Source organism: Actinopolymorpha alba DSM 45243, assembly GCF_000373925.1.
GTDB classification, from domain to species: Bacteria; Actinomycetota; Actinomycetes; order Propionibacteriales; family Actinopolymorphaceae; genus Actinopolymorpha; species Actinopolymorpha alba.
Genome location: NZ_KB892785.1, coordinates 17,710 through 38,820, shown reverse-complemented (window position 1 = coordinate 38,820; position 21,111 = coordinate 17,710). Strand labels below are relative to the sequence as shown.

Below are 21,111 nucleotides of genomic sequence, written 5' to 3'. Positions count from 1 at the left end.
CTAGTCCAAGGTGAAGTAGTCGGGACCGGCGTACCTGCCGGTGCGCAGCTTGGTGCGCTGCATGAGCAGGTCGTTGAGCAGGCTGGACGCGCCGAAACGGAACCAGTCGGGGTCGAGCCAGTCCTCGCCGGCGGTCTCGTTGACGAGAACCAGATAACGGATCGCGTCCTTGGCCGTGCGGATGCCGCCGGCCGGCTTCACACCGACCTGGCGTCCGGTGGCCTCGCGGAAGTCGCGGACGGCTTCGAGCATCACGAGCGTCACCGGCAGCGTCGCCGCGGGGGAGACCTTGCCCGTGCTGGTCTTGATGAAGTCGGCGCCGGCCAGCATCGCGAGCCATGACGCGCGGCGGACGTTGTCGTACGTCACCAGTTCGCCGGTTTCGAGGATGACCTTCAGGTGGGCGTTCGGGCCGCCGCTGGGCGAGACGCAGGCGCGTTTGATCGCGACGATCTCCTCGAACACCTCGGAGTAGCCACCAGCGAGGAACGCGCCACGGTCGATGACCATGTCGATCTCGTCCGCGCCCGCCGCCACCGCGTCGGCCGTCTCACGGACCTTGACGTCGAGGCTCGACCGGCCGGAAGGGAACGCCGTGGCCACGCTGGCAAGGTGGACCGGGCTGCCTGTCAAGGCGTCCTTGGCAACCGGAACCAGGTCGGGATAGACGCAGATCGCCGCGACCGGTGGGCAGGTCGGGTCGGCCGGGTCAGGGTGTGCCGCCTTCGCACACAATGCGCGTACCTTGCCCGGAGTGTCCTGACCTTCCAGCGTGGTGAGGTCGATCATGCGGATCGCGAGGTCGAGCGCGAACGCCTTCGCGCTCGTCTTGATGGAGCGGGTCGCAAGCGTCGCCACGCGAGCCTCGGCGCCCACCTGGTCGACGCCGGGCAGCCCGGCAAGGAACCTTCGCAGGCTCGCGTCAGACGAGGTGATCTCTGCGATCTGGCTTCCCGCGGGCGCGGCCGTCGTACTCACCGGGACAGTGTAGGGCGTCGCCCGGAGGGCCTTACCTGGCTCGTGGTCAAGAGGGCACAATCGGGGTTTCATGACGTCAGGAGGCTGCCAGTGACACGGCTCGGGCAGGGCAACGCCGGAAGATCGCGCAAGGTCATCGAGAGCTTCGCGCCAACCGCCGGGCGGGTCCTTGGGGTACTCACCATGGCGATCGGTGCCCTGATCCTCGGGGACGTCGTGGTCGAGTGGCGGACCTGGAACGGCCTCGCCACCGCTGGGATCGTCGTGGCCGTCTGCACCCTGATCTGGCTGAGCCTGGTGCGCCCCTCCGTCGTCGCCTACGAGGACGAACTCGTCCTCCGCAACATCCTCAGCGACGTACACATCCCGTGGCATCTGGTCAGGTCGGCACGGATCGCGCCGGTGCTCGCCATCGCGACCGAGGACGCGTCGTATCGCTCCGCCGCCGTTTCCGTGACCGGCGCCGACCGCCGCGCGATGCGGCGGTCCCAGCGGAACGCCGTCGAATCCGCACAGGTGGGCCGGCCGCAGAGTCCCGGCGAAGCCGATCTGGGCAGCCGGTCGCCGGCTGACTACACCACGCATCGGATCGAGACGTTGGCCGCGCAGTACGCCGAGAAGTCCAAGGACAAGGCTCAGGTGGTACGCACCTGGCGGCGGGTCGAGTTCGCCATCGTGGGCGCGGCGGTCCTCGTCACCACCGTCGCGGCCCTGCTCGGCTGAGCGGCGGTCAGAAGGGCGTGCCGGCTTCTTCTCTCGTGAGGCCTGCGCTGCTTGGGCTCGTGCGGCTGGTGGGGTAGTCGGCTTCGCATTTCCCGGCTACGCGCTCGCAGCCGGGCTTTGCCAAGGACGTCGCGGTCCTCCCCTCCGGGGTGCCTGGCGAGAATAAACCGACTGTCGGTCTATGATTCGATCGTGGGTCACAGCCCGACGGCGAGGAGTTGCGATGAGGGTGTTGATCACGGGCGGCACCGGCGTCCTCGGCCGGGAACTGGCGAAGCGGCTCCGCGACCGGGCGGAGGTGCGGATCCTGACCCGCTCGCATCGCGCCGAGCCGGGGTTCGTGCGGGGCGACCTCGAAACCGGCGAGAGCTTGGCCGAGGCCATCGCGGGCGTCGACGCGATCGCGCACTGTGCGAGCGCGGTCGACTACCGGCGTCCGTGGCGCGACGTAGCGCAGACCCGCCGACTCCTGGAGGCGCTGGGCGATGCGCGCCCGCATCTCGTGTACGTCTCGATCGTCGGCGCGGACAAGGTGCCGGTCGGGTTCCTTCGGGCGAAGCTGGAATCGGAGCAGGTGATCGAGGCGTCCGGATCGGCGTGGACCGTGCTGCGGGCCACCGAGTTCCACGACCTCATTCTGAGATTCCTGACGCCGATGGCGAGGGGGCCGGTCGCCGTCGTGCCCCGAGGAGCGTTGCTCCAGCCGGTCGAGGTCGGTGAGGTCGCCGATCGAGTCGCGGGGCTCGTCATGGGACCGCCGGCGGGCCGGGTGCGCGACCTCGGCGGGCCGCAGGTCGTGCCGATGGAGGAGCTGATGCGTACGTACCTGAAGGTCGCGGGCCGCCGTCGCCGAGTGCTCGCGATTCCGCTGCCGGGGCGACTGGGCGCCATCGCCGGAGTCGGCGATGACCTGGTTGCCGCCGACGGCGACCGGGGCGAGATGACCTTTGAGGAGTATCTGCGCTCCCGCACCGGCGTCGACGGCTCCATCGCCCATCGCTACAGCGAATGACGACGGGGGCGACGAGATGGCACGGACGGTGGACGTAGCGGCTCATGAGCGGCGTCGCAACGAGTTCCTGGACGCCGCTCAGCGGCTGATCGAGTCCCGCGGGTACGAGCAGATGAGTGTCCAGGACGTCCTGAGCGAGACGGGCGCCTCACGGGGCGCGTTCTATCACTACTTCGGATCCAAGCACGACCTGCTGTCGGCCGTGGTCGACCGGTTCTCCGACACCATCGCCGCGTTGCTCGACCCCATCACCTCAGACTCGGCACTGTCCCCGATGGAGCAACTGCGCCTGGTCTTCGCCGAACTGTCGGCCCCGGGGAGCCTTGAGCGCGAGGAACTCGCGGCCACGCTGGGAGTCTGGTACTCGGACGGCAACGTCCTCGTCCGGCAGCAGTTCCGCAGGGCGATCATCGACCGGCTGGCCCGCCTCCTGACGCGCGTCATCGCGCGAGGTGCGCGGAACGGCGTATTCGCGGTCCCCGATCCCGATCGAGCCGGCCTGATCCTGGCCACCCTGCTCCAGGACCTCAACGACGCACTCGCCGACGAGCTCTTCGTGCCCCGCTCCCACCCCGTCGACCCGCACGCCGTCGAACGCATCGTGGACGCCCACACGTGGGCTGTGGAACGAATCCTGGGTTTACCCGACGGCTCAACGGCACTCATCGACGCGACGACGTTGCTGTCCGTGGCCGATCCGGACCCCGGCCGCTCGTAGCACCCCGCACGACCGCGCCCCGCTCGCCGAGCCGCCTCTGGGTCTCAGGTGCCGAACCATCCGGCCACATCGAGTCGGAACCCGCTCGCTGGAACGACCGCACGGAGGTCTGCCTCGAGGTCGCGTACGCGTTTCGCGCCGAGCGCCTTGACCCAGCGCGCGCGAAGGTCTTCGAAGATCGTTGCCGATCGGCGGAGGGCGTCGAGTCCGTGCGGTGTGAGCTGGATCAGCTTGCGGCGGGCGTCTGACTTGTCGTCGACGCGTACGACGTAGCCGAGGTGTTCGAGGCGGTCCACGGTCTTGCCGGCGGCCTGTTTGGAGACGCCGAGCCGCCGGCCGAGTTCGGTGGCGGTGACGCCCTCGCGGCCGATCGCCTGCATGGCGAAGCCGTACGCCGGGCGTACGTCCGGATGTCCCTGACGGGCCAGTTCGGTGTGCAACTCGTCAATGAGTGAACGGAAGCCCGCGAACAGTAGGAGCGGGAGTTCGAAGGCCGGCCCGTCCTGGAGGTCGCCCGTTTGGCGGCCCCCAGTCTGGCGGCCTCTGGATTCAGGCATTGCACAACCCGACAACCTGGTTTACGGTTTGGTCAACCACGTTGTCGATTCTACGGGCGCGGTCCCCAGCTGAGGGCAGCGGGCGGCCGCGTTGAGAAACCCCTTACGAGAAACGAGAAAAGCCGTCATGCCTGAGCAGCAGTTCGTCGACCACACCCTCCAGACCGCTCCAGCCGAGTCGCGGAGAGCCATGGAAGCGACGACGAAACGTCTGGGGTACCTCCCCGCGCCCGTCGCGCGGCTCGCGTCGTCACCGCAACTGCTCGAGGGTTTCCTGAAGGTCAGCGGGCTCTTCGAGGCGACCAGTCTGGACGCCCTCTCGCGAGAGGTGCTCATCATGACCATGGCGACCCGCAATGGCTGCCACGTCTGTGTCGCCATGCATTCCGCCAGGCTGGCGGCGCTCGGAGCGAGTCCGGACCTCATCACCGCCCTGCGTCAACAGCAACCCCTGACAGATGCGCGGCTCGAGGCTCTGCGGGTCTTCACCCTCGAGGTCGTCGCGGCGGCTGGCGCGGTCGGCGACGGTCCCTTGGAGACGTTCCTGGCGCATGGCTACACCAGCCGGAACGCCCTCGAGGTCGTCCTCGGCATTGGTGCGTACACGCTGTCGACGCTGGCCAACCGGATGACCGGGGCGCCGCTGGACGACCAGCTTCAAGCGTTCGCCTGGGACCCGTCCGCGGCCTGAAAAAAAGTTCCCCGCGGACTCGGTCCGCGGGTCCCATACGGGGGACGACCCCTAGCCGATCAGCGTCTGGATGTCTGCGCGCAACACCTCGATGGCGGAGTCCGCGCCGGCGCGCGCCTCGCGGAGGTCCCCATCAACCGGAACGACGACCTCCAGGTAGCACTTCAGCTTGGGTTCGGTACCACTCGGCCGGATGACCACCCGGGCACGGTCGGCGAGAACGAACCGGAGCCCTTCGGTCGGCGGCAACCCGTCGGTCGGCCGAGCCAGGTCGTCCACCCGCTCGACCACCCGCCCACCAAGCGTGGTGGGCGCCTCGCTCCGCAGGCGTCGCAGCGTCGCGTCGATCAACGACAGGTCGCTCACCCGCACCGAGTGCTGCGCCGTCGCGTGCACGCCGTACTCCAGTGCCAGGTCGTCGAGCAGGTCGAGCAGGGTGCGGCCGTCCGCCTTGAGCGACGCGGCGAGTCCGGCCAGGCGAACCAGCGCGGAGATACCGTCCTTGTCCCGCACGGCCTCCGGGTCTACGCAGTACCCGAGCGCCTCCTCGTAGCCGAACGCGAGTCCAGGCACCCGCCCGATCCACTTGAAGCCGGTGAGCGTCTCGGCGTACGGCAGCTCGTGCCGGCCCGCGATGGACGACAGCAGGGTGGACGAGACGATCGTCGTCGCGAGAATACCGTTGGCTCCGGACTGGAGCAGGTGAACGGCGAGCAGGGCGCCCACCTCGTCGCCCGACAGTCGTCGCCAGCCGCCGCCGGAGGAGGACGTGGAGGGTACGGCGACCGCACACCGGTCGGCGTCGGGATCGTTCGCGAGTACGACGTCCGCCCCGCTCGACCGGCCAAGCTCCAGGGCGAGGTCCATCGCACCGGGTTCCTCGGGGTTGGGGAACGGCGTGGTCGGGAAGTCAGGGTCCGGCTCGGCCTGGGCTTCGACGATCGCCGGCGGCTCGAAGCCGGCACGGGCCAGGGCCGCCTGAACGACGGCCCCGCCGACCCCGTGCAACGGCGTGTAGGCGATCCGCAGGTCACGCGGCCCGGGGGCGGGCAACGACGCGACCCGCGCGAGGTACGCCTCGACGATCTCCTCGCCCAGGGTCTCCCAGCTCTCGCCGCGGGGCACGCTCGCGAGCGGCCCGACGGCATCGATCGCGGCGGCGATCTCGGTGTCGGCCGGCGGCACGATCTGCGAGCCGTCGCCGAGATAGACCTTGTAGCCGTTGTCCTGACGGGGATTGTGGGAGGCGGTCACCATGACACCGCCCACGCAGGCGAGTTCGCGGATCGCGAACGCCAGCACAGGCGTGGGTAGCGCCCGGGGGAGCAGCAGCGGTCGCAGGCCGGCGCCGGCGAGGACCGCCGCGGTGTCGGCCGCGAAGACCTCGGAGTTGTGCCGGGCGTCGTAGCCGACGACGACCGCGCCGCCGGCCTGCCCGTGCGCGGTGAGGTACGCAGCCAGACCGGCAGCGGCCCGGATGACGACCACGCGGTTCATCCGGTTGGGTCCGGCACCGAGCGCGCCGCGCAGCCCCGCCGTACCAAACCGCAGCGTCCCGGCGAACCTGTCGGCGAGATCGGCGAGGGCGCCGGCATCGGCGCGCTCCGCGGCGGTGACGACGGCGGCCAACTCAGCCCGGGTCCGCGGGTCGGGATCCTCAGCCAGCCAGGCACGGGCGCGTTCGATCAGGTGCGACGACACCGCGCAAAGCTACCGGATCGCTGGTCTGAGGGCCGGATCGGCGAGCAGGGCCTGCGCGGCGGCGCTCGGACGCCGTCCCGCCGCGACGGCCAGCGCGATCCGCCACTCGGGCACCGGCGCCCGCAGCGGCACGAACCGCGCGCGGGTCTTCTTGCCCGTGAAGCTCTGGGGCACCAGCGCGACACCGAGCCCCGCGCCCACCAGATTGAGCAGGGAGTGGACGTCGTTGACCTCGAGCGCGACCCGGCGTTCGATGTGGCTGGCGGCCAGCGCCCGGTCTGTCACGTCCCGGGTGATCCACCCAGGGTGGAAGTCGACGAACGTCTCCTCCTTCAGCTCGGCAAGGTCGATGCTCGGCTGGTCGGTGAGGGGATGGGCCGGACCGCAGGCCAGCACCATCGGCTCGCAGGCGAGCGGCGTCAGAGTCAACCCGGGCACGTCGTTCGGTGGCTCGGACACGATCGCGACGTCCATGTCACCAGCCCGCACCTGCGCGAGGAGCTCGGGTGAGCCACCCTGCCGGAGGCGGATCTCGACTCCCGGGTGGGCTTGGTGGAACCGCGCCAGGAGATCCGGCACGCTGAGCGCTCCGAGGCACTGGAGGGAGCCCACCACCAGCCGGCCGCTGAGGAGTCCCCGCACCGCGGCGACGGCCTCCCGGGCGGCGGCGACGTCGCTCAGCGTGTGCCGTGCCTCGACGAGCAGTGCCCGGCCGGCATCGGTGAGCTCGACGTTGCGGGTGTTACGGATGAACAGCTCCGCGCCGAGCTCGCGTTCGAGCGTACGGATGGAGGCCGACAGCCCGGACTGCGCCACGTGCAGGCGCTGGGCGGCCCGGGTGAAGTGGCGCTCCTCCGCGACCGTGACGAAGTACTCGAGCTGGCGAAACTCCATACCTGACCACCGCCCATGCCGTCATCCGTGCGGGTAACCTCTGCGTGCCATCGATCGCGATAGCTGATCGGTGGCATCGTGTTCTGCTGTTGGACAGCTTAATCGGCGTACGGAAGGCTGGACACCCGCAGCGATCCCTCGACGGAGGTCCGTATGGAGTACCGCACCCTGGGCAGCACCGGCACCATCGTTTCCTCGCTCTGCCTGGGCACGATGACGTTCGGGAGCGAGAGCGACGAGACCGTCTCCCACGCGCAGCTCGACCGGTTCGTGGAGCAGGGTGGCACGTTCATCGACACCGCCAACGTCTACTCGAGCGGCGTGTCAGAGGAGATCATCGGGCGCTGGCTCGCCGTCCGCCCGGACGTCCGCGACCAGGTGGTGCTCGCCACCAAGGGTCGATTCTCCCGGACCGGGGTACGCAACGAGCTCGGCCTGTCCCGGCTCCACCTGACGAAGGCGCTGGACGCGAGCCTCAAGCGGCTCGGGGTCGAGACGATCGACCTCTACCAGGCGCATGCCTGGGACCCGCTGACGCCGATCGAGGAGGCGCTGCGGTTCTTCGACGACGCCGTACGCGCCGGCAAGATCCACTACGTCGGAGTGAGCAACTTCGTCGGCTGGCAACTCCAGAAAGCCGCCCTGCTCACCCAGCACCTCGGCCTGGCGCCGATCGTCACGCTGCAGCCTCAGTACAACCTGCTCCAGCGCAGCATCGAACTCGAGCTGACCGCCGTCTGCGAGAACGAAGGCATCGGCATCCTGCCCTGGTCGCCGCTGGCGGGTGGCTGGCTCACCGGCAAGTACACGCGCGACACCCTGCCGACCGGCGCGACCCGGCTCGGCGAGAACCCCGAGCGCGGCATGGAAGGCTACGCCCGGCGGAACGCCGAGGAGCGCACCTGGCGGGTCATCGACACCGTACGCAAGGTGGCTGAGGGCAGGGACGTCTCGATGGCGCAGGTGGCGCTGGCCTGGCTGGTCGATCGGCCCGCCGTGACCTCGGTCATCCTCGGCGCCCGCACCATCGAGCAGTTGGACGACAACCTCGGCGCCGCCGGACTGCACCTGTCGGCGGAGGAGACGGAGCTGCTGACCGAGGCGAGCACGCCGTTGGTTGACGACTATCCGTACGGCGTTCCGGGCGTCAACCAGCGCGGCCGTTCGCTTTAGGCCGTGTCCCGTAGATCAGGCTTTCCCGGTGCGGGCCGACCCCCGGAATGATCACGTTTGCGTGATCATTCGCCACGAAGCGCGCCAAATTTGCCGTGTCTCGTGGGGAATGACCACGCAAACGTGATCATTCCCGCGTCCCCGCCACGGCCGATGCTCAGAGGCGGTCGAGGAAGGCGGTGAGCAGCTGGCCCATGCGGATGGCAGAGGTCCGGCCCGTCTCCAGGACCTCCTCGTGGTCGAGCGGATCGTCGGAGATCCCGGCCGCGAGGTTGGTGACGAGCGAGAGTCCGAGGACCTCGGCCCCGCCTTCGCGGGCGGCGATCGCCTCCAGCGCGGTGGACATGCCCACCAGGTCGGCGCCGATCGTCCGCAGGTAGCGGATCTCGGCGGGTGTCTCGTAGTGCGGGCCGGGCAACTGCGCGTAGACGCCCTCGTCGAGGGCGGGTTCGATGTCTCGGCACAGGTCGCGCAGGCGGCGCGCGTACAGATCGGTCAGATCGACGAAGCGCGGCCCGGTGAGCGGTGACGCGCTGGTGAGGTTCAGGTGATCGCTGATGAGGACCGGTGTGCCCGGCGCCCAGGCGTCACGGAGGCCGCCGCAGCCGTTGGTGAGGATGACCACCCGGCAGCCGGCAGCCAGGGCGGTACGGACACCGTGGACGGTCGCCGCGACACCGTGCCCTTCGTACAGATGGGTACGCCCGAGGAAGACCAGCACCCGCCGGCCGTCGGCGCTGATGCTGCGCACCTGACCGGCGTGTCCCGCGACGGCGGGAGGGGCGAAGCCGGGCAGATCGGTGACGGCCACCTGGGAGACCGGCTCACCGAGCAGGTCGGCGGCCGGGCCCCATCCGGAGCCGAGCACCACGGCGACGTCGTGCTGGGGGACTCCGGTGAGTTTGGCGAGCCGCTCAGCCGCCAGGGCGGCCGCGGCGTAGGGGTCGGGTCGTACATCCGTCACGGCCGCGACCCTACCCGCAGCCCGAACCCCGCCCGCGCGCCCCGTCCGGGTCAGAGCCAGCCGAGCTCCTTGGCCCGCCAGCCGAGCTGCAGCCGCGAGCGCGCACCACCCACGGACATCAGGTGGTGTACCCGGCGGACCACGGTGCGCCGGCTGATCCGCAGCCGGGCGCCCACCGCCTCGTCCGTCATGCCGGCCACGAGGAGGGAGAGCAGTTGCCGGTCCACGTCGCTGATCTCGCCGGGAGCCTCGACCTGGTGCTCGGGCGTGACCACCAGCGGGCTCGCGGCGTTCCACACGCTCTCGAACAGCGCGATCAGCGCGTCGAGGAGGCCGCACGGGTGGACGAGGACCGCGGTGTCCTGGGCGGCGTCCGACCACGACAGCGGCAGGAGGGCCAGCTTCCGGTCGGCGACCGCCAGCTTGATCGGAACCGTCGCGGCCAGGCGAGCCTGCTCACCGGCCAGCAGGTGCTCGGCGATGCTGGCCACGAGCTCAGGTGTGGCGAGAGCCTCCTCGGCGTACACCCCGCGGTAGGTGATGCCCGAGCTGAGCAGCGAGACCTCGACGTCGTTGAGGTCGGTGTGGGAGCCCGCGTACGGCGGCGCGTCGAGGACGAGCACCTCGGTCCGTGCGGCGCGTTGGACCCGGTCGAACGCGTGCTGGACGGCCGCGCGCCCCTGCACGATCTCGATGAGTTCCTCCGTACGCCGCCGGGTCGGCTCCGGACGGGCGAGGGCGGCGAGGATGTTCACGCTGTCGCGGACGCGGGAGAGTTCGTCGTGCCGGCGTTCGATCAACTGCGCCACCGCCACGTGGGGTGGTACGGCAACGTACGCCTCGTGCGGTGGCGGTGTGCGATGTGCCAGGCCCTTGCGCTGGAGTTCGCCGACGAGCTGGGCGACGCGGGATCCGCTGAGCCCGAGCCGGTCGGCGAGCTCGCCGCGGGTGGCGGGACCGTCACGGAGGAGTGAGGTGTACGCCTTCTCCTCGGTCGAGCTCACCCCGGCGGACGTGAGTAGGCCACTCTCCATCGGAACCTCCCCGGGGTCTCGGGCGGGGGTTGGCGGACCAGAGCCAGGGCACGCAAAGACGCCATGGCGGTGCGATCCGGGCCCGACGCTGACGCCCGGATCGGCTCAGAGGCCGGTGCTGCGGCAGGGACGCCGGCGCAGGTCCGCGGTGTAGTCGTCGGGGGCGCCCGCCGACTCCGCGGCTTCGGCGAGGATGCCCAGGTAGCGCGCGGACGGCAGTCCGCCTTCGAAGGCGTCGAGGACGTAGCTGGTCGCGGGGACGTCGCCGTCGAGGGTCTGCACCCGCACCCGGACCTTGCGGTAGAGCCCGAAGGTGGCGCCCTCCCAGTCGTCGAGGGTGCCTTCGTCGGCCGGCGCGACGTCGTACAACGCGACGAAGACCTGGGACTTCGGGTCTTCGACGACGGTGGGCAGCGCGCCCTCCCAGCCGTGGTCTTCTCCGCCGAACGTGAGCCGCCAGCCCACCAGCCAGCCAGTCCCGCGCAGCGGCGAGTGGGGGCAGCGCTCGGCCATGTCGCGCGGGCTCAGGTTGGACGCATAGGCGGCGTACAAGGTCACGGGGCCCTAGGGTAACGGGCGCGTCTGTGGCCGTGGGGGAGAATGGGGCACCGTGACTCGTGTCGTGATTGTTGGAGGCGGCCCCGGCGGCTACGAAGCCGCCCTGGTAGCCGCCCAACTCGGTGCTGATGTGTGCGTTGTCGACCGCGACGGCCTCGGTGGGTCGGCGGTCCTCACTGACTGCGTGCCGAGCAAGACCCTGGTGGCGACCGCGGAGGCCATCACACAAGTACGCGAATCGGGCGAACTCGGCCTGCGGGTCGCCGGCGCCTCGCCCGACAGCGGTGACATAAGCGTCGCCGTCGCGAAGGTCAACGCCCGGGTCAAGGCGCTCGTGCGCGCGCAGTCGGAGGACGTCGAACGCCAGCTCCAGCGCGAGGACATCCGGGTCCTGCACGGCACCGGCCGGCTCGACGGGCCTGATCGGGTGATCGCGCACCTCTCCGACGGCGATCTGGAGGTGTTGGACGCGGACGTGATCCTCCTCGCGACCGGCGCGCATCCCCGGGTGCTGCCGGACGCCCAGCCCGACGGCGAGCGGATCCTGACCTGGGAGCAGGTCTACGACCTCGACGAGCTACCCGAGCGGATGATCGTGGTCGGCTCGGGGGTGACCGGCGCGGAGTTCGCCGGCGCCTACAACGCCCTCGGCTGCGACGTCGTCCTCGTCTCCAGCCGCGACCGGGTGTTGCCGAGTGAGGATGCCGACGCGGCGACCGTGATCGAGGATGTCTTCACCCGGCGCGGCATGACGGTGCTCTCCCGCTCGCGGGCCGACAAGGTCCAACGCGTGGGCGACGGGGTCGTGGTGACCCTCACCGACGGGCGGGTGGTCGAAGGCTCGCACTGCCTGCTCGCGGTCGGGTCCGTGCCCAACACCGCCGGCATCGGGTTGGAGAAGGCGGGGGTCGCGGTCGACGGGCAGGGCTTCATCGAGGTCGACAAGGTCTCCCGCACGAGCGCGCGCGGCATCTACGCGGCCGGTGACTGCACCGGTGTCCTCATGCTCGCCTCGGTCGCGGCGATGCAGGGCCGGATCGCGATGTGGCACGCCCTCGGCGACGCCGTCCAGCCCTTGGACCTCGAACTCGTCTCCGCCACTGTCTTCACCGCGCCCGAGATCGCCACGGTCGGCTGGTCCCAGGCGGACATCGACAGCGGGCGGGTGCAGGCGGTCGGTGTCAAGCTTCCCCTGGCAGGCAACCCGCGGGCGAAGATGCAGGGCATCCACGAGGGGTTCGTGAAACTCTTCTGCCGCCCGGGCACCGGCATCGTCGTGGGTGGCGTCGTAGTGGCGCCGAGGGCGAGCGAGTTGATCCACCCGGTGTCACTCGCCATCTCCGGTCGGCTGACGGTTGACCAGGTGGCGCACGCGTTCACCGTCTATCCATCACTGACCGGTTCGATCGCGGAGTCGGCCCGGCGCCTCCACCTTCGCGACCAGTCGCCCGATCGCTGACGGGTCATTCCGCTCTGGGCGTCTCTGGTGGTCTGCGTGTGTCCGCCTGTCTGCGCGTGTCTTGATGCATGGCGCGCGGTGTGGTCGGGGAAGGGTACGAATGTCTCCGGCCGCCGAAACGGATTCTCAACCCAGGCGGCACACAAACAACTTTGGAGAGCCCTCCGTGAGAGAACTAATCGCCTCGGCTCGCCGGCGCGCCATAAGTATTACGATTCTCGTGCTCGTCGCGCTCGGGTTGTTTGGAATGACATTCCTCGCGAAGGTTTCACCGGCCGTCGGTGAAACCGATCTGTGGGAACCCACAACCTCTTCCAGTGCCAGCGTTCAGGTGACCACGTCCGGCGGCACGGAGGTACCGCTAAGCGGATCCGAATATCCGCACAGCTAGCGAACGCATTCACCGGCGGGCCGGGCGGGGTGTAACACAATTACACCCCGCATATCGGTCCGGCTTTTGTGTCCTCTCGGATCAGGCGGTCTTACGGTTTCTGCGCCTCAGCCCCATGCCGAGCACCGCGAGGCCGCACAGCGTCACGACCGCGCCGCCCAGGACATTGGCGAGAACGACCCGCGTCGTGTGGCTCGCCAGGTAGACGGCCCAGGGTGCGATGATCGTCCACACTCCAAGAATCGGCACGACCCAGCTCAGTCCGTGAGTTGTCCGAAACGTCGAGGCGAACCCCATTGCGAGCACGGCGACGGCGAGCCCGACCACCAGGTTGTTGATGGTGATGGTCGTTGATGTGTTGAAGCCGACAATCCAAGGTGAGAGTGCCACGAAAAGCCCTGCCAAAACGGTCAGTCCGGCAGCAGCCTGGACAGCCGTCGACTCGCCGATTCTTTCGTACCGGCCGCGGAGTTCGGCAATGTCAGGATGCTCCTCGATCCGGAGCCTTTCCGTCGACATTCGACTACCTCCCCTTGCGTGGAAGGCCATTCTGGTCAAGTGAAATCGGCCATTCCCCTTGACCGTAAAACCTCCAGACCCGCCCTGGCTATGCCCGACAGGGGGTTGCGTGCGGGGAGTTATTTTTGTCGGCCGGGGAATTGGTCAGGAAAGGGTAAGAACTGAGGGGTATTTTCTGGAATGTCCGGCCCCCATCTTCCGGAATGCGGTCTGTGATCTGTACGCGGGTAACCGCCCAAGGCTTGGCGCCCCGGACGGGACCCCGTGCTGGTTGAACCTTCATGCCTTCAGGTCCGCCCACGATATGGGACGTGAGGCGCGAAGTCGATCAACGGCGGCGGAACCGGACACCCGCAGCGGCGAACGCCCGAAACCAGGACCGTTGATCAACTTCGCGGATGGATGCTCGGGCCGCGGGGAGGAAGAGTCTCGTCGCCAGGTGGCCAATGGGGCAAGACGGTGGAGCATTTCCCTATGCGGAGCACCGGCAAAGCTCCACTGCTTCGGGCCCGCGTCCCCGCGACGGCCGGTTGTCTCACGCGGACGGCTGGCGGCTGGTTCAAGATCAACCTGCGGAACCGTCCAGCGCCATGATCACGAAGGCTCTCATCGACGGGTTGCCGTGCCCCGTGCCGCGCGGGGGACTTGGTGGAGGTCCCCTTGGACCCTCACGCGGCAGCGCGGCGACCAGGAGTTTGGAACAAGCCTCCCGGTGAACTCCGGTACAACCGCTAGTCCACCGCGAGCAGGTGCGACGACAGACGCCGTGGAGAGCCAGGCGGCTCAGAACCCGAAGTCGCCGCCACCGAAGTCGCCGCCGCCCAAATCTCCGCCGCCAAAGTCGCCGCCGTCGCCACCAGCGTCACCGCCGTCGCCACCGTCACCGGCATCGCCAGCGTCGCCGCCATCTCCGCCGTCACCGGAGTCGTCCGCGTATCCGCCGTCGCCGTACCCGCCCCACATGCCGCCCATCATCGAGCCCATGAGGAACGCCGGCAGCAGGCCGGACGTCGCGAAGCCGGCGAAGTAGCCCTGCATCCAGGGCGCGTAGGCGGGGCCGCCCTGCCAGTAGGGCACCCGCTCACCGTCGACCATGACCTTGCGGATGTCGGGCTCGGCGCCCGCTCTGACCCGCTCGGCGTCCGCGGCGCAGACCGGGACGGTGCGGTAGGCACCTCCGCCCGGAGCCCATTCGACGTCCTCGGCCGACGGGCCGTGCTGAGGGTTGAAGAAGCATGGTGGCCGGCGCTGGGGGAGCGGCTCGCCCTTGATCCGGGCCCGCACACAGGCGACGGCGTACTTGCCGTCCTCGAGGATCGAGGTGATGTGCTTGATGTCCTCGGGCTTCTGGGCCTCGTCGAGCGACTTCTTGGCGGTGTCGTACTCGTCGAGGGCGCGCTCGTAGTCCTGACGCGCCGCCTCGTCGAGGTCATGCCCCGCGACGTCGACGTCGAGCCGCTGGAGCTCTTCGCCGAACTTCGTGACGTCCTCGGCGGCGAAGGCCTTGACCTTCGCCAGATCGGCAGCTTCCAGCTCCCGACGCTGTGTCTGTGCTCGACGGTTGGCGACGAACGCCACGACGGCGATGATGACAACCGCGACGAGTAGGAACTCCACGCTCGGCCTCCCTTAGCCTGCCCCTAGCCTAGGGGACGCTTGAGCATACGGGTCGTGTTCCCCAGTCGCAGGATTTGTTCCGTTTGTGGAGTCCAATCCTGCCTTTCGCCGCTTGCGAGGGCCTCGTGCACATGTCCAGGACCCCAGCAGGATGAGGCCAAGACCCACGAACGTCCCGATTCCGAGCGGCTCGTCGAGCAGGAGAGCGCCGTAGGCCACGGAGAACGTCGGGGCGAGGTACGACACCAGGCTGGCCCGCTGCGGTCCGACGTCGGCGATCAGCCGGTTGTAGAGCACGAACGCTCCGCCGGTGCAGGCGACCGCGAGGACGGCGAGGGCGAGGACCGGTGTCGACCCGGGCATCCGCGTCGGGAGTCCGGCCATCGCGAACGGCGCGAGCAGGACGGCTGAGGTCGACATCGTCGCGCCGGTCAGCGCCACCGGGTCGACTCCCTGCATCCAGCGCCGGACCGCCGCACCGCCCACGGCGTACAACACCGCGGCCGCCAGCACCATCGTCGCGCCGCCGAGGTGGACGTCCGCGCCGGTCCCGATGCCGCCAAGCAGGATCGCGACCCCGGCCAGACCAATCAGCGTCCCGCCGACGGCGCGGCCGCCAGGCCGTCCAAGACCGAGCGCCGGCGCGAGCACCACCAGCCACAGGGGTTGCGTCGCGATCAGCGTGCCCGCGAGGCCGGAGTCGATGTGTAGCTCGCCGGCACTGATGAGGACGAACGGCAGGACGACCTGGGGCAGTGCGATCAATGGAAGGTACTTCCACCGGCCGGCCAGTGACGCCCGTCGCACCCACAGGATCGGCAGGAGTAGGAGCGCGGCGCCCGCGGCACGGACGAAGACGAGGAAGACCGGCCCGACCCCCTCCAGCGCGAGGCTGATGAAGAGGTACGACGAGCCCCAGAGGGCCGAGAGCACGAGGAGTTGGGCCAGGGAACGACGTGGCATGCCCCCACCCTGCTCATGGATACGACCGGTTGCTGGCGGAAATCGGACCATGCGCTCCACTGTGCCGGCCGGTCCTCTGTAGGAGAACTACGGATCTGCGGACCAGGTTGTTAGCGTGCCTTCATGCTCGACGTGAATCGGCTCCGCGTCCTTCACGAGGTCGCCCGCGCCGGTAGCTTCTCGGCCGCTGCCCGCGCTCTGCACATCACACCCTCCGCCGTCTCCCAGCAGGTCGCCGCGCTCGAACGCTCGGTCGGGCTTCCTGTCGTGATCCGGAGCCCGCGGGGCGTCCGCCTCACCGAGCCGGGCCGGCTGTTGGCGGAGGCCACCGCGAGCATGGTGGCCGGCCTCACCCAGGTCGAACGCCAGGTCGCCGCGTACGTCGACGGTGTCGTGGGGCGGCTCGCGGTCGCGACGTTCCCTAGTGCTGGGCAGTCGCTGCTGCCCTGGGCGCTGGCGCCGCTGACCGGTCGGGCCGATGTCGAGCTGACCTTCCGTGAGGCGGAGACCGAGGACGCCCTCTCGCTCGTCCGTGACGGCGCGGCCGACCTCGCGCTCGTCTACCACTTCTTCACGCCGGCCGCCCCAGAGGAGTGGCTCCGCGACCTCGACTACACCCCACTCCTGGAGGAGGAGATGTTCGCGGCTCTCCCGGAGCGCCACGAACTGGCCGGGGCCGACGAGATCCCGTTGACCGCGCTCGCCGGCGAAGCCTGGCTGAAGGGGACCGGCGACTGCGGGCGCCAGGTCGAGCAGTTCTTCCTCTCCGCGGGCATCCAGGCCCGGACCGCCTGCCGCAGCGGCGACTACACGTTCGTCCAGACGCTGGTGGCTGGAGGCGTGGGCGTCGCGCTCATCCCCTCGCTCGCACTGGCCCCGCACATCGACGGCATCCGCTTTGTCCGGGTGTCGCCAGCGCTGAGGAGGTATGTCGGCGTCGTCCGTAGGAAGGAACGCTGGCAGCCGCCCCTGGTGCGGGAACTCCTCGGTCTGCTGCGTGAGGCGGCTGGTTCGCTCGACCTTCCCGGCCTGAGCCAGCTCTGACCGGGAAGGCCGACGCTGGCCTGACCAGGTTTGTGATCATTTCGTGACCAACCTTTCACCTTCCATGTCGGTCATAAAAGCAACGGGCGCAGTGAGGCGCGCGTAAATACTTTGCGACCGCCGCGGCGGCGTGGGTGGGGGTAGGGGATGGCGAGATCTCAGGCACGGTTGATTCGTGTCATCGCGGCGGCGGTTGCCGTGGCCGCGATCGCGGGTGGGATGGGCGCGGGACCGGCGGGAGCATCCGCCCCCACATGGACGGCGGCACCGGCGAGCCAGGCGACCACGTCGCAACCGGCGGCCCGCTCTGCGGCGACCACCCGGTCGGCGACCGCGGGCATGCGCACCGTCACGTTGATCACCGGGGACACCGTCCAGATCGGGCCGGGCAAGCCTGGCCGCGAACGCATCACGTTCGTGCCGCGGCGGGGGAGTAGCTCAGACTCCGCGCAGATTCTGCGCCGCCCGGACCGGACGTACGTCGTACCCCACGCGGCCCGGCCCTACCTCCAGGCCAAGCGCCTGGATCCGGCGTTGTTCGACGTCACCACGCTGGTGGCGCAGGGGTACGACGACCAGCGGGCCCGGACGCTTCCGCTGCTGGTGCAGTACGCCGGTCCGCTGGCGCAGGCGACTGCCCGGGCTCAGGCGACCACACTCCCAGGCGTCCGCAAGGGGCGGGTGCTCACGAGCATCGGCGCGGCCGCCGTACGCCAGGACCGGCGTACCCCGGAGACGTTCTGGGAGTCGGTGAACGACGACCGGCCGGCGGTACGGCAGGGCGAGGCACAGGCCCGCCTCGCGAACGGCGTCTCCTACATCTGGCTCGACCAGAAGATGCACGCCAGGCTGGACCGGAGCGCGCGGCAGATCGGTGCGCCGACCGCGTGGGCGAAGGGGCTCAAGGGCAATGGCGTGAAGATCGCGGTCAACGACACCGGGATCGACCCCACCCATCCTGACCTCAAGGGCAGGATCGCCGCGGCCAAGAACTTCTCCGAGTCACCGGACGTCGACGACCACTACGGTCACGGCACGCACGTCGCGTCGATCGCGGCTGGCACGGGCGCCGGGCAGTCCGGGAAGTACACCGGGATCGCCCCGGCCGCGCAGCTGATCTCGGCGAAGGTGCTCGACGACTACGGCTACGGCTACTGGTCAAGCATCATCGCCGGCATGGAGTGGTCGGTTGGCGCGGGGGCGAAGGTCGTCAACCTGAGTTTGGGTGGTGGACCCAGCGACGGCAACGATCCGGTCGACCAGGCGGTCAACCGCCTCACCGCGCAGACCGGGGCGTTGTTCGTGATCGCGGCGGGCAACGACGGGGACATTCCCGGCTCGGTGTCGAGCCCGGCCACCGCGGACGCGGCGCTCGCCGTGGGGGCGGTCGAGCGTGACGACAACCTGGCGGACTTCTCCAGCATCGGTCCGCGCAAGATCAACGGCGGCATCAAGCCGGAGATCACCGCGCCCGGCGTCGAGATCGTCGCCGCGCGGGCGGCCGGCAGCGACCTCGGCGAACTCGTCGGCGAGAAGTACATGGCACTGAGTGGTACGTCGATGGCGACACCCCACGTCGCGGGCGCCGCGGCCATCCTCGCTCAGCAGCACCCGGACTGGAAGGCCGAGCAGATCAAGGCCGCCCTCATGACGACCGCGAAGCCGAACAGGTCGCTGAGCGTCTACCAGCAGGGTGCCGGCCGGGTCGACGTCGGCCGGGCGGTGACGGCAACGCTGCGGGCGGATGCCGGCAAGCTGGAGTTCGGCTACTTCCGCTGGCCGCACACCAACCTCGCTCCGGTGGCCAAGACGGTCACCTACACCAACGACGCGGCGGCACCCGTCACCCTCGACCTCAGCGCGGCGGCCTCCTCGCCGGACGGCCCGGTGCCGGCGGCCGCGCTCGCCCTCAGCACCCGCAAGCTCACCGTGCCGGCGAAGGGCAAGGCCGCCGTACGCCTGACCGTCGACCCGCGCACGCTCGCCGTTGCGAACTACGGCGGTGCGCTCACGGCGAAGGTGGCCGCGACCGGTGCGACGATCGCGACGCCGATCGGGTGGTACATCGAGCCGGAGATGTACGACGTCACGGTGCGCGGCATCAACCGCGACGGCCAGCCTGCCAACGAGTACCTCGACGTGCTCGATGTCGATGACGGGGAGTGGTACGACCAGTCGTTCACCGTCCTCGAAGACGGCAAGGTCACTCTCCGGCTTCCGCCGGGTGCGTACAGCTTCGGCTCGACGTTCATGCTCGAGGCGACCGACACGAGCCCCGCGCGGTTCAGCCTCGTCAGCGCGCCGGACGTCAACGTCACCAAGGACGTGACGGTGGTCCTCGACGCGCGGAAGGCGGTGCCCGTCACGACCACGGTGAAGGGTGCGCCGGACAGCACCTCGCGAGAGAGCACCTTCGGCTATACCCGAGTCGCCGAAAGCGAGTTGAACGGCAGCCAACTCGGTGTCTCCGTACTCGACGCGGACAAGAACAGCTTCTTCGCCACGCCGACCGCTCCGGTCCGGCACGGGCAGTTCGAGTTCATCACCGGGGCCCGGCTCGAGGCGCCGCCGATCAGGGCGAGCGTCGTGGGCCGGCCCGCGTTCGACCTGCCGACGAGCTACTACGACACGTCGAACCGCCTCGACGGGACCCGCCGACTTCCGCTGGTCGACCTGGGGTCCGCCCGACCCGCCAACCTGGCCGGCGTACCCGCCAGCCTGGTTCCCAAGGGATTCGTGGCCCTCGTCCGCCGCGATCCCGCGGTCGCGTCGGGCAAGCAGGCGGCCGCCGCGGTGAAGGCGGGAGCCCGGGTGGTGCTGTTCTACGACGAAACCCGGGCCGGCGTCACAGCGGAATGGCTGTGGCCCGAGGTGTCGGTGCCCGTGCTCGGAACCAGCCGGACCGCGGCGCGGGCGTTGCGGGATCTCCTCGCGGGCGGGTCCGTCCAGGTGCAGCTGACCGGCATCGCACCCACGCCGTACGTCTACGACCTGCTGGTGCCGGCGTCCGGGCGGATTCCCGACAGGCCGCAGTGGACCTTCGACCAGAGCGCCTTCGCGCGGGTCGACGTGGGCTTCGGTGCGCACGCGCCGGTCAATCTGACGTCGGAGACGCGTAACGGCTGGACCAGGCTGGGGTCGCAGGTCGGTGGTTGGCTGCTGCCGACGTTCCGGTCGCCATCCGAACGGACCGACTATGTCCTCGCCAACCAGACGACCTGGGCGCAGATGGTGCTTCCGTACAACTTCTCGGACTCTGAGAACGGCGGGATCGTCGAGCTGGACGACCGCAACCGCAGCTACCGGCCCGGAACCCGGCAGTCGGTACGTTTCGGGTACGCGGTCGCCACGTCGTCCCTGCCGAACTACGAGAGCTGGAATTCCGAGGTCACGAGGTACGGCGGCGAGGGGATCTGGGTCGCTCTCAACGGGTTCGTCAACGATCCGGCACTGGATCAGTTAGGCCGAACTGACCACGAGGCCTACCAGATGGGGCTTTACCGCAACGGCAAGCTGCTCGGCCGAGTGCCCGATCGGTACGCGTTCTTCGACGTCCCGGCCGGTGCTGCGACGTTCCGGTTGGAGCTCGACGCCGCCCGGGTGGAGAAGTGGTGGACGTATTCCACGAAGGTGAAGTCGGCATGGACGTTCCGCTCGGCCGGGGTCGACGCTGAGGAGGGCGAGCATCTACCGCTGCTGCTGGTCGACTACGGCGTCCCGGCGGCCGACGCGTCCAGTCGGGTGCGCGTGGGGCAGCCGCACGCGATCACCCTGGGCGTACGGCACCAACCGGGCGCGGCCGTCGCACGGATCGCGGGCGTCACCCTGGAACTGTCGTACGACGACGGCAAGACCTGGCGAAGTGCGCCGGTCACGGCCACCACCAAGAACCGCTACACCGCCACGGTCACGCACCCGACCTCGCGGCTGGGGAGCGCGGTCACCCTGCGGGTCACGGCGCGCGACGCCAACGGCAACCGGCTCACCCAGACGGTGACGCGGGCGTTCGGGCTGAAGCGGTAGGGGGCGCGGGGCAGCGGGGCGCCGGCGTTGGACCGGTGCCCCGCGTGGCCCCGCTGCTGCGAGCGGCTTATTCAAAACACCATGCGGGGTCC

19 protein-coding genes are annotated in these 21,111 nt (G+C 69.7%); 8 read left to right on the top strand and 11 right to left on the bottom strand.

Going from position 1 to position 21,111, the window contains the following annotated elements:
* On the bottom strand, nt 1-978 hold the full coding sequence (gene deoC / locus B141_RS0128945) for a deoxyribose-phosphate aldolase (RefSeq protein ID WP_020578688.1): 978 nt from the start codon (nt 976-978) through the stop codon (nt 1-3).
* A 90-nt stretch (nt 979-1,068) separates the two neighbouring features.
* Between deoC and B141_RS46285 the strand changes: the two genes are divergently transcribed.
* The 3 genes from B141_RS46285 (at nt 1,069) to B141_RS0128930 (ending at nt 3,431) form a co-directional block, all read left to right on the top strand.
* Nucleotides 1,069-1,701, top strand: coding sequence for a hypothetical protein (locus tag B141_RS46285; RefSeq protein ID WP_020578687.1), 633 nt, complete (start codon nt 1,069-1,071; stop codon nt 1,699-1,701).
* Nucleotides 1,702-1,924: 223 nt separating this feature from the next.
* Nucleotides 1,925-2,713: an SDR family oxidoreductase gene (locus B141_RS0128935; RefSeq protein WP_020578686.1), complete on the top strand. Its 789-nt coding sequence runs from the start codon at nt 1,925-1,927 to the stop codon at nt 2,711-2,713.
* A 16-nt stretch (nt 2,714-2,729) separates the two neighbouring features.
* Nucleotides 2,730-3,431: a TetR/AcrR family transcriptional regulator gene (locus tag B141_RS0128930; RefSeq protein ID WP_020578685.1), complete on the top strand. Its 702-nt coding sequence runs from the start codon at nt 2,730-2,732 to the stop codon at nt 3,429-3,431.
* Between the two features lie 44 nt (nt 3,432-3,475).
* On the opposite strand, the gene B141_RS43365 is transcribed toward B141_RS0128930, so the two are convergent.
* Nucleotides 3,476-3,988 carry a MarR family winged helix-turn-helix transcriptional regulator gene (locus B141_RS43365; RefSeq protein WP_020578684.1) on the bottom strand — a complete coding sequence of 171 codons (513 nt, stop codon included), beginning with the start codon at nt 3,986-3,988 and terminating at the stop codon, nt 3,476-3,478.
* A gap of 127 nt (nt 3,989-4,115) precedes the next feature.
* Between B141_RS43365 and B141_RS0128920 the strand changes: the two genes are divergently transcribed.
* The gene (locus tag B141_RS0128920; protein ID WP_020578683.1) at nt 4,116-4,679 is read left to right on the top strand and encodes a carboxymuconolactone decarboxylase family protein; all 564 of its coding nucleotides are present in this window, start codon (nt 4,116-4,118) and stop codon (nt 4,677-4,679) included.
* 51 nt (nt 4,680-4,730) lie between these two features.
* Here B141_RS0128920 and B141_RS0128915 read toward each other — a convergent pair whose 3' ends face one another.
* Both B141_RS0128915 and B141_RS0128910 read right to left on the bottom strand, forming a co-directional pair.
* A complete protein-coding gene (locus B141_RS0128915; protein ID WP_020578682.1) occupies nt 4,731-6,380 on the bottom strand; it encodes a phospho-sugar mutase in 1,650 nt (549 codons plus the stop codon).
* 9 nt (nt 6,381-6,389) lie between these two features.
* Complete coding sequence (locus tag B141_RS0128910) at nt 6,390-7,274, bottom strand: LysR family transcriptional regulator (RefSeq protein WP_020578681.1); 885 nt, start codon at nt 7,272-7,274, stop codon at nt 6,390-6,392.
* A 153-nt stretch (nt 7,275-7,427) separates the two neighbouring features.
* On the opposite strand from B141_RS0128910, the gene B141_RS0128905 reads away from it, so the two are divergent.
* Nucleotides 7,428-8,447, top strand: coding sequence for an aldo/keto reductase (locus B141_RS0128905; protein WP_020578680.1), 1,020 nt, complete (start codon nt 7,428-7,430; stop codon nt 8,445-8,447).
* Nucleotides 8,448-8,604: 157 nt separating this feature from the next.
* Here the strand turns inward: B141_RS0128905 and B141_RS0128900 are convergent, their stop codons facing one another.
* The 3 genes from B141_RS0128900 to B141_RS0128890 form a co-directional block, all read right to left on the bottom strand.
* Nucleotides 8,605-9,411, bottom strand: coding sequence for a purine-nucleoside phosphorylase (locus B141_RS0128900; protein WP_020578679.1), 807 nt, complete (start codon nt 9,409-9,411; stop codon nt 8,605-8,607).
* Nucleotides 9,412-9,461: 50 nt separating this feature from the next.
* Nucleotides 9,462-10,445 (bottom strand): helix-turn-helix domain-containing protein, encoded by a 984-nt coding sequence (locus tag B141_RS0128895; RefSeq protein ID WP_020578678.1) that lies wholly within the window; start codon nt 10,443-10,445, stop codon nt 9,462-9,464.
* 105 nt (nt 10,446-10,550) lie between these two features.
* Nucleotides 10,551-11,003: a gamma-glutamylcyclotransferase family protein gene (locus tag B141_RS0128890; protein WP_020578677.1), complete on the bottom strand. Its 453-nt coding sequence runs from the start codon at nt 11,001-11,003 to the stop codon at nt 10,551-10,553.
* A 52-nt stretch (nt 11,004-11,055) separates the two neighbouring features.
* Here B141_RS0128890 and B141_RS0128885 point away from each other — a divergent pair, with 52 nt between their 5' ends.
* Nucleotides 11,056-12,462, top strand: coding sequence for an NAD(P)H-quinone dehydrogenase (locus B141_RS0128885; RefSeq protein ID WP_020578676.1), 1,407 nt, complete (start codon nt 11,056-11,058; stop codon nt 12,460-12,462).
* A gap of 472 nt (nt 12,463-12,934) precedes the next feature.
* Here the strand turns inward: B141_RS0128885 and B141_RS0128880 are convergent, their stop codons facing one another.
* From B141_RS0128880 to B141_RS43360, 3 genes are all read right to left on the bottom strand, one after another.
* Nucleotides 12,935-13,372, bottom strand: a complete 438-nt coding sequence (locus tag B141_RS0128880; protein WP_020578675.1) for an SPW repeat protein — start codon at nt 13,370-13,372, stop codon at nt 12,935-12,937.
* Nucleotides 13,373-14,155: 783 nt separating this feature from the next.
* The gene (locus tag B141_RS0128875; protein ID WP_020578674.1) at nt 14,156-14,989 is read right to left on the bottom strand and encodes a hypothetical protein; all 834 of its coding nucleotides are present in this window, start codon (nt 14,987-14,989) and stop codon (nt 14,156-14,158) included.
* 12 nt (nt 14,990-15,001) lie between these two features.
* Entirely contained in the window at nt 15,002-15,952 is a 951-nt protein-coding gene (locus B141_RS43360) for a DMT family transporter (RefSeq protein ID WP_020578673.1), read from the bottom strand.
* Nucleotides 15,953-16,075: 123 nt separating this feature from the next.
* Here B141_RS43360 and B141_RS0128865 point away from each other — a divergent pair, with 123 nt between their 5' ends.
* Nucleotides 16,076-16,996: a LysR family transcriptional regulator gene (locus B141_RS0128865; RefSeq protein ID WP_020578672.1), complete on the top strand. Its 921-nt coding sequence runs from the start codon at nt 16,076-16,078 to the stop codon at nt 16,994-16,996.
* 158 nt (nt 16,997-17,154) lie between these two features.
* Here B141_RS0128865 and B141_RS50420 read toward each other — a convergent pair whose 3' ends face one another.
* Complete coding sequence (locus B141_RS50420; RefSeq protein ID WP_169512983.1) at nt 17,155-17,358, bottom strand: hypothetical protein; 204 nt, start codon at nt 17,356-17,358, stop codon at nt 17,155-17,157.
* Between B141_RS50420 and B141_RS0128860 the strand changes: the two genes are divergently transcribed.
* Nucleotides 17,336-21,019: a S8 family peptidase gene (locus B141_RS0128860; RefSeq protein WP_020578670.1), complete on the top strand. Its 3,684-nt coding sequence runs from the start codon at nt 17,336-17,338 to the stop codon at nt 21,017-21,019. The genes B141_RS50420 and B141_RS0128860 overlap by 23 nt on opposite strands.
* Nucleotides 21,020-21,111: the final 92 nt, after the last annotated feature.

What these genes read in the sequence shown, in the direction of transcription:
- B141_RS0128935 (WP_020578686.1), top strand. Translation starts at nt 1,925, where the DNA reads ATGAGGGTGTTGATCACGGGCGGCACCGGCGTCCTCGGCCGGGAACTG.
- B141_RS0128930 (WP_020578685.1), top strand. Translation starts at nt 2,730, where the DNA reads ATGGCACGGACGGTGGACGTAGCGGCTCATGAGCGGCGTCGCAACGAG.
- B141_RS43365 (WP_020578684.1), bottom strand. Translation starts at nt 3,988, where the DNA reads ATGCCTGAATCCAGAGGCCGCCAGACTGGGGGCCGCCAAACGGGCGAC.
- B141_RS0128920 (WP_020578683.1), top strand. Translation starts at nt 4,116, where the DNA reads ATGCCTGAGCAGCAGTTCGTCGACCACACCCTCCAGACCGCTCCAGCC.
- B141_RS0128910 (WP_020578681.1), bottom strand. Translation starts at nt 7,274, where the DNA reads ATGGAGTTTCGCCAGCTCGAGTACTTCGTCACGGTCGCGGAGGAGCGC.
- B141_RS0128905 (WP_020578680.1), top strand. Translation starts at nt 7,428, where the DNA reads ATGGAGTACCGCACCCTGGGCAGCACCGGCACCATCGTTTCCTCGCTC.
- B141_RS0128895 (WP_020578678.1), bottom strand. Translation starts at nt 10,445, where the DNA reads ATGGAGAGTGGCCTACTCACGTCCGCCGGGGTGAGCTCGACCGAGGAG.
- B141_RS0128880 (WP_020578675.1), bottom strand. Translation starts at nt 13,372, where the DNA reads ATGTCGACGGAAAGGCTCCGGATCGAGGAGCATCCTGACATTGCCGAA.
- B141_RS43360 (WP_020578673.1), bottom strand. Translation starts at nt 15,952, where the DNA reads ATGCCACGTCGTTCCCTGGCCCAACTCCTCGTGCTCTCGGCCCTCTGG.
- B141_RS0128865 (WP_020578672.1), top strand. Translation starts at nt 16,076, where the DNA reads ATGCTCGACGTGAATCGGCTCCGCGTCCTTCACGAGGTCGCCCGCGCC.
- B141_RS0128860 (WP_020578670.1), top strand. Translation starts at nt 17,336, where the DNA reads ATGCGCACCGTCACGTTGATCACCGGGGACACCGTCCAGATCGGGCCG.